The sequence below is a fragment of the Bacillus sp. JJ722 genome (assembly GCF_036963345.1).
GTDB lineage: Bacteria > Bacillota > Bacilli > Bacillales > DSM-1321 > Bacillus_AD.
This window is the reverse complement of record NZ_JBALMO010000192.1, coordinates 442-7763: the sequence shown is the minus strand read 5'-3', so window position 1 is coordinate 7763 and position 7322 is coordinate 442. Positions and strand designations below refer to the sequence as shown.

Annotated in this window: 5 protein-coding genes and 1 pseudogene; 4 read left to right on the top strand and 2 right to left on the bottom strand. The window is 37.6% G+C overall.

Features of this window, described 5'->3' with window-relative positions; genetic code table 11:
- The 3 genes from shc to V7014_RS20330 form a co-directional block, all read left to right on the top strand.
- Positions 1-1866: squalene--hopene cyclase (shc, locus tag V7014_RS20340; protein WP_335509743.1), on the top strand; the 1866-nt coding region annotated here is incomplete at its 5' end.
- Positions 1867-1967: 101 nt separating this feature from the next.
- The gene (locus V7014_RS20335) at positions 1968-2513 is read left to right on the top strand and encodes an HXXEE domain-containing protein (protein ID WP_335509742.1); all 546 of its coding nucleotides are present in this window, start codon (positions 1968-1970) and stop codon (positions 2511-2513) included.
- A 24-nt stretch (positions 2514-2537) separates the two neighbouring features.
- Positions 2538-3449 carry a TIGR01777 family oxidoreductase gene (locus tag V7014_RS20330; RefSeq protein WP_335509740.1) on the top strand — a complete coding sequence of 304 codons (912 nt, stop codon included), beginning with the start codon at positions 2538-2540 and terminating at the stop codon, positions 3447-3449.
- Between the two features lie 986 nt (positions 3450-4435).
- On the opposite strand, the gene V7014_RS20325 is transcribed toward V7014_RS20330, so the two are convergent.
- Both V7014_RS20325 and V7014_RS20320 read right to left on the bottom strand, forming a co-directional pair.
- Complete coding sequence (locus tag V7014_RS20325; protein ID WP_335509738.1) at positions 4436-5494, bottom strand: NAD(P)/FAD-dependent oxidoreductase; 1059 nt, start codon at positions 5492-5494, stop codon at positions 4436-4438.
- 49 nt (positions 5495-5543) lie between these two features.
- Positions 5544-5627, bottom strand: a pseudogene (locus V7014_RS20320) (serine hydrolase); the annotation flags it as partial.
- An 831-nt stretch (positions 5628-6458) separates the two neighbouring features.
- On the opposite strand from V7014_RS20320, the gene V7014_RS20315 reads away from it, so the two are divergent.
- The coding region (locus tag V7014_RS20315) for a glycosyltransferase family 2 protein (RefSeq protein WP_335509736.1) at positions 6459-7322 on the top strand (864 nt) is incomplete at its 3' end.

Here is a 7322-nt window from a genome sequence, read left to right as displayed (position 1 = left end):
GGACATCGGGTACATGAGGAAATGAACCGAATCGTCGATCAGTTCATTAGGGACCAATCAGATGACGGATCCTGGCAATATCCTTTCGAGACCGGCATTGGAACAGACTGTCACATGATTATCTTATTGCGGACATTGGAGATAAATGATGAGGCGTTCATAAAAGAACTGGTGGAACGTATTGCAGGGAAACAGCAGAAAGATGGTTCATGGGGTTTGTTTTATGATGAAGGAAAAGGGAATCTTACGTCCACTGTGGAAGCTTATTATTCCCTTCTTTACTCCGGTTACCGGAATCGGGATGACCCGGATATCCAGGCAGCCAAGCGGTTTATCCTTGCCAACGGAGGAGCTACAGAAGTCCATATGCTTTTTAAAGTCCTGTTGGCTTTAACCGGACAGTGCGAGTGGCCGCCTTTTCCCATTAAGATTGAAGTGCTGCTTATACCAGACTCCTTTCCAATTAATCTTTTTGACTTCTCCATGTTTGGCAGAACGAACATCATACCGTTTCTGATTCTGGCCAATTTGGGTTTCAGCAGGAGAACGCAACGGTCTCCTGATCTCTCTGATTTGTATCTGAAAAAAGAAAATCGTTTTTTTACAGAAGATCCGGAATTCCGCTCGGTTATCCATTTGATTCAAAAAGGGATAAAAGGTCTGAAAGACTACCCCGGATACCTTAGCGGGTTAGCTTTAGATCGCGCCGAACAATATATGCTGGATAGAATAGAACAGGATGGCACCTTTTGTAATTATTTCGGTTCAACTTCTATGATGATTTTTGCCTTATTGGCGAGGGGATATTCGAATACACATCCGGTGATTACCCGTGCCTTGCAAGGCTTAAAAGCGATGGCCTGCCGGATTGATGGAGAACTTCACTGCCAATATGCGACGGCTACGGTCTGGAACACGACGTTAATCAGTTATGCTCTGCAAGAATCCGGAGTTCCTTATTCATCGAATACCGTCCATAAGGCAAACCGATATATCCTCTCCCGGCAACATGTCAAATACGGGGATTGGGTCATTCATGCACCAAACCAGTTGCCGGGAGGCTGGGGCTTTGAGGACATGAATACAATCCATCCGGATATTGACGACACAACGGCAGCACTAAGAGCGATTCGAACGTTAGCCATAGAAAGGGTGGATTGTCGACAGGCATGGGATCGGGGAATCAACTGGCTCATTTCCATGCAAAACAATGACGGTGGATGGGCGGCATTCGAAAAGAATGTAAATAAGAAAATATTGAACCTGTTACCGATCGAGGGCGGAAAAGATTTGTTGATTGATCCGTCGACGGTTGATTTAACGGGAAGGACATTAGAGTTTTTCGGGAACTATACCCATTTGGATTTTCATCATCCCATGGTGAAACGCGGGATTCGTTGGCTGTTAAAAAATCAAAAGTCGGATGGTTCTTGGGTAGGGCGCTGGGGCGTCTATATTTATGGCACATGGGCGGCTGTAACGGGAATGGTTGCGGTTGGAATTTCCCCGAATCATCCTGCCATTCTGAAGGCTGTAAACTGGTTAAAAGCCATTCAAAATCAAGACGGAGGGTGGGGAGAATCCTGTAAAAGTGATATCGAAAATTGTTATGTGCCGTTGGGCGAAAGTACCCGCACCCATACAGCATGGGCCCTTGACACACTTATCTCAGCCGCGGCTGAAGTCACACCTGACATTAAGCGCGGCGCAACTTTTTTAGTAGATGGAAAAGAAAAAGATTGGGCAAAGGCCTACCCGAAAGGAAGAGGAATGGCGGGAGCCTTTTATATCAATTATCATTGTTACGAATACGTTTTTCCGTTATTGGCCTTGGCCCATTATCATAAATTAGCTGAAGGGAGCTAAACAGGGATCTGTGGATTTAAATAGCTTCCATGTGACTTTTTGCATATTTTTAAAGTCTGTCCCATACAATGAACAAAACTACAACAAGCAGGAGGCAAATCATGCTTGAAACTTTCCGCCAATTTTTCGATCTTCATACAATCATTTGGTTGTTCCCAATCGTTTTTATTTTCCATGACTTAGAAGAGATCATAACCATTGAATCCTCCATGAAGTCAAGCAAAAATAGGTTTCAAAAATCTTCTTTCATCCAACTAATATTAAATATGAGGGAAAAACTAGGTTCGACCGCTGCCCAGCTTTCTGTTTCGGCTACTTGGATTTTATTGATTATTTCATTCACTACAGTGGTGACGGCCCATTTCACATTATATGGAGGGGGCTTTCTTTTATATACAGCTATTCTCAATTTATTTATTCTTCAGGCGATCATGCATATTGTTCAGTCCATCTTTTTCAAAGGCTACACACCTGGCATCATAACGGCGCTATTCCTTCTCATCCCTTACTGTCTTATTGCCTATGACAGATTGTTCGAATTCGGCCTGTTAGACGGGCATTTACTTTTTGCAAGTCTCCCCGTCAGCCTGCTCATGATCCCGATTTTTCTTGTTGGCAATCTTTTAGGCCGTTATTTTATTCACTAACTTATAAAAAAGTAGTTACAGGAGGTGAGTAAATTGCATGTTGTTATAACGGGAGGAAGCGGGTTTGTAGGTCAAGCCTTGACTCAGCTGTTGACTCAAAAAGGACATCGGGTAACCATATTAACGCGTCTTCCTGATCATAAAAGAACAAGTGAATTCGTTCATTATGTTAATTGGCTTTCTGCAGATCATCAACCTGAAAACGAACTTAAGGATGTCGATGCGATAGTCAATTTAGCCGGGGAATCAATTAATAGCGGACGGTGGATCCAAAGTAAAAAGGAGGCTATTTTGAATAGCCGTCTTACGGCCACAAAAGAGGTCATTCGAATTTTGAGACATCTTCATCCAAAGCCAAAAGTTCTTGTTAACGCTTCAGGTGTAAGTTACTACGGGATGTCAGACTTCAAAATGTTTAATGAGTTCTCCAAAAGTGACGCAAACGATTTTTTGGCCAGTGTTGTAAAGCGTTGGGAGAAAGAAGGGGCAATGGCGAAAGAATTGGGCGTTCGAACGGTCTTCGCGCGTTTCGGCATCATTCTGGGTCAAGATGGTGCCTTTCCACGAATGGTGCTATCGTATAAATTAGGTATTGGGGGGACAATAGGCAGTGGAATGCAATGGATTTCCTGGGTGCACATTCAAGATGCGGTTGAGATGGTTTACTTCGCTATTATTAATTCTGAAGTAGATGGACCCTTGAATGTGACCTCGCCACATCCAATACGCATGTCAACATTTGGACAGTCCATTGCAGACGTCCTTCACCGCCCATATTGGCTTCATGTTCCTGGGGTTGTAGTAAAAGTAGTACTTGGTGAAATGAGTCAGTTGGTGTTAAAAGGGCAGCGGGTACTCCCTCAAAAAGCACTTTACCACAATTACTCCTTTCAATTTCCATACGTACAAAGTGCACTTTCTGATATTCTAGGTTAAAGATACATTGCGCAGGTATGAAGAAGGAAACTTGTTATTAAGCTTTAGTCATGACAGTACGGCAGGCCCTCCCTGCTTTGAATAGCACGCTGTGTCCTTAATCAGCTGTTCATAGAAAACACTGACTGGCATTTGGCGGGAGCCTTTTTGCATATGGGGTACCGTCAGATAAACGCGGAATGTTGGCGGTAACCCAAAATAAAACAGTTATATGGAATTGGTGGTTTATATGAGATAACGCTTAAAGTGTGCCCTTACTATCGCGGTCATACTGATTAATACTAATAAATTATGTGAAATATGAATTTGCACCAAGCTTGGGTTTAGTGTGAAAATAAAAAAGCCCCTCTCACTTCGGGACTTGGAAAGTGAATAAGTTTGATATGAATAATATCTCTTAGAGCCCTTTAAAATCGGGCTTCTTTATAGATTAATTATATTAAGAATTGGACTGTGTGGTTACTTTCGTTTATTGAAACCGGAAAACCTGCAGGCGTTGTGGAATTCGGTATCAATGCTCCTCAACGAACTGCATTTTACGCAGTTGTAGAATCGATTAAGACTGGGGAAGGGAACCATTATCATTAAAATGCCGCGTGAAGGGGATGAGGCTTCTTGAAAGCGGCGCCATAATGTTTTATTAAAAGTCAAGATTTAAAGCAATGCACTTAATACATCAGTATTCTTTATACAATGTGCAACATTATAACAAGGTATTTTTAAGCTGAACTAATTTTTGTATTAGTTCAGCTTTTATTTGTGATTAAAGATATAACTTGGGATATTTATGAAATGGCAGTATAGTATAAGGGTGTATATGGTCAAGAACTTGCGGACACTTTGTACAAGAATTTGCAGACACTCATATATTTAAGGTAGTCTTATAATAAAGTTTCAATAAAATTAGGCAGATCACATTTAAATGTATTTTTAATATGGACAAGAATGTCCAGATGATTATAAAGAAACCTGAGTAAAATCAAGCATTATTCATTTACTGGGTAAAATCGAGATAGTCTACAACCTTCTAGTTCTTCTAACTGCACATTATCTACGATTTCCTTCGCAACCAATCGACTAATAACAGGAGATAACGTGATTGCGGAATGCATAACTGCTAAATAAAGTCCTTTTATTTGATCATGAAAACCAACAATGGGGTAGCCGTCTTTAGGCATTGGTCGCTTCCCTACTTGAATACTATCTAGCTCAAGATATTCTCCTTTTTTTAAATCATTTCGAAGGGTATCAAAAGCTCTTCTTCCAACCTCTTCCGGTCCGTTTTCTCCATGGTCATCCAAATAATCTTCAGCAGCAATTATAGTATTATCAGATAGTTGTCTTGCCTCAAATCTTGAATTAGAAATTAATGTGTGAATAAGCTTTTTTGGAGATTTCATACGAATAATAATAGAAGGTGATGACTCAACAGGAACATCTATACTAAGAGGCTTACAAAGCTCAGGTAAAGCTGTACCAGTTGCCAATACAATGACATCTGATTCTATAAAACCTTTTGAAGTATGTATGCCAACAACTTTAGCGTCCTTCTTTTTAATTTGTGTTACTTTTGTGTCGAATAATATATTTACCCCATTTTCTTGCGCTTTCTTTACTAAAAGATTAGTTAGAATATTAGGGTCTATTGCACCTTCTTTAAAAGCATATAGTGCTTCCTTTGGATATTCTTTTAAATGAGGTTCTAAGTCCGATACTTGCTGGCGAGTTATTTTTTCTATATAAGATTTATGGATGTTTACAGGAATTCCCCATGAAAGGGAGCCGTTCCAATCTACCTTTAATTCTGGGATCTCTTTTTCCAATACATGATATTCTGCTAATGAACCGTCATACAAATGTTGAAAGTTATCTGGAACACGCCCTGAAGGATTAATCCAAGCAAAGGAAGTTGATGTTACACCACATCCTGCTTTTGAATGGCTCTCAACTAAAGTGACATCCTGATTTTCCTTTGATAGATTATAAGCAATAGATGCACCAACAATCCCTGCACCAACAATTATAACCTTTTGCTTTCTAGTCATTACTTTCCCTCCTTGTTCTATTTGTATAATTTATAGTATACATTTAATCGTCGTCTAAACTCAGTTTACCCTCTTGCTCCATTAACAAAATTGCAAATGCTGTGAATTGTTTAGAGACGGATGCGAGATTAAAATGTATTTTGTTATTATCAATAGTTTTTTTCAATCGATTATAAACTAATATAAGAGTATGGGAATTCTTGTCTTTATTATACAAAGTCCTGAAGTTCTTGTCTTTATTATTGGACAAGAACTTCAGGACAAATTTTTAAGAATCGTTGTTTTAACTATGTTTCGATACAATTCAAATTCGAGTGATAATGTTAGACAAAATAAAAAATGTACACCACTAAATTTAATTTAGTAATGTACATTTTTATAATATGTGCAACATTATAAATAAGATATTGTGTAATGTAACATCATGGACAATTACTTGTCTTTAATATTACAGAGTAACACCAATTGGCTTATTATTTAGAGCAGCTCTCTATCAGGTGGAGGGATACTCGTTATTATAAAATAATTTTATTATAAATTGTTTCCGAAATTAGTAAGCCACTCATAGTAGTCGGCTTATCTTTTTTTATTCCACTTATCAAAAAATATTCATTAATTCTATTATAAATATATGCTGTATTTTGCAGAAAAAATATACACATAATTGCAGTTGCAAATACAGTGTATTTCAACTTGACACGGAGCCTCTATGAGCATACACTTCCAGCCAAGAAACCCAGTAGCCATAAGGCTTGGTTTTGCCATTTCAGGCTAGCTTGCCCACCTCTCCATGTAAAGTTGCAGCGTAATTTTGTCGTTGCAATACTCTGCACTTTTATTTCGCAAAACACATATGCTCAAAAATATTCTATTTCATCAGGACAAGCACACTTACAACTAATAGATAACAACCATATTATTAATAAGTAGGCATGTTAGTTGAATTTTGAAGGGAGAAAAATATATGGACAGAAACTGCTTAGAATTACAGAAAATAAGGAGAAAATTAAAACATTTATCTAGTTCATTAAGAAGTGATAATAACCTTGAAAGATATGAAAAAAAATTACAACAAATACTTGATGAAATAAAGCAAGTTAGATTACGTATTAATGAAATAAATAAAAATCCCTCCATTGAACCTTCTTTTGTAAATATACCTAACCATACTTATACTGAAACTAGTAGATTCTTATCTGAACAGGATCCTATCAATTTGAAGAAAAATAGAACTGATATGGATAATAAGCAATACGAAATTCTAATCAAAAACAATCATATTAATCCAATAAAAGTGAGTATCATCATGCCTACCTATAATAAAAATCACCAACTTTCCCTTTCTTTTTATGCTTTATCAAAACAAACATTTTCTAACATTGAATATGAAGTCATTCTTATTGATGATTGTTCTACAGATGAAACACCAATTCTTCTTAAAGAAATAGATGTTCCATTTAAATTAAAATACATCCGTCTTAAAAAAAATAAAGGTCGGTCTTTTACACGTAATATTGGAATAAAGCATTCAGAAGGAGAAATTATAATCTTTTTAGATGGAGAAATGTTAGTCCCTCCAAAGTTTATAGAAAATCACTATAGACATCATGTAGAGGAACTCAATCTAGTAGTTACTGGGGCTATGCATTATGAAGGCCTGTATACTTTTATTTTTCCAGAATATAATACAGACCAATGGATATTACTAGATAGTTTAGCGAAAAATAATTCACATTATTTTAAAAGATATATGGAGTTTAAACATAGTCATGATAAAAAATGGAATGCTCCATATCAACTCATTACAAAAGATGATATTGATAACGAC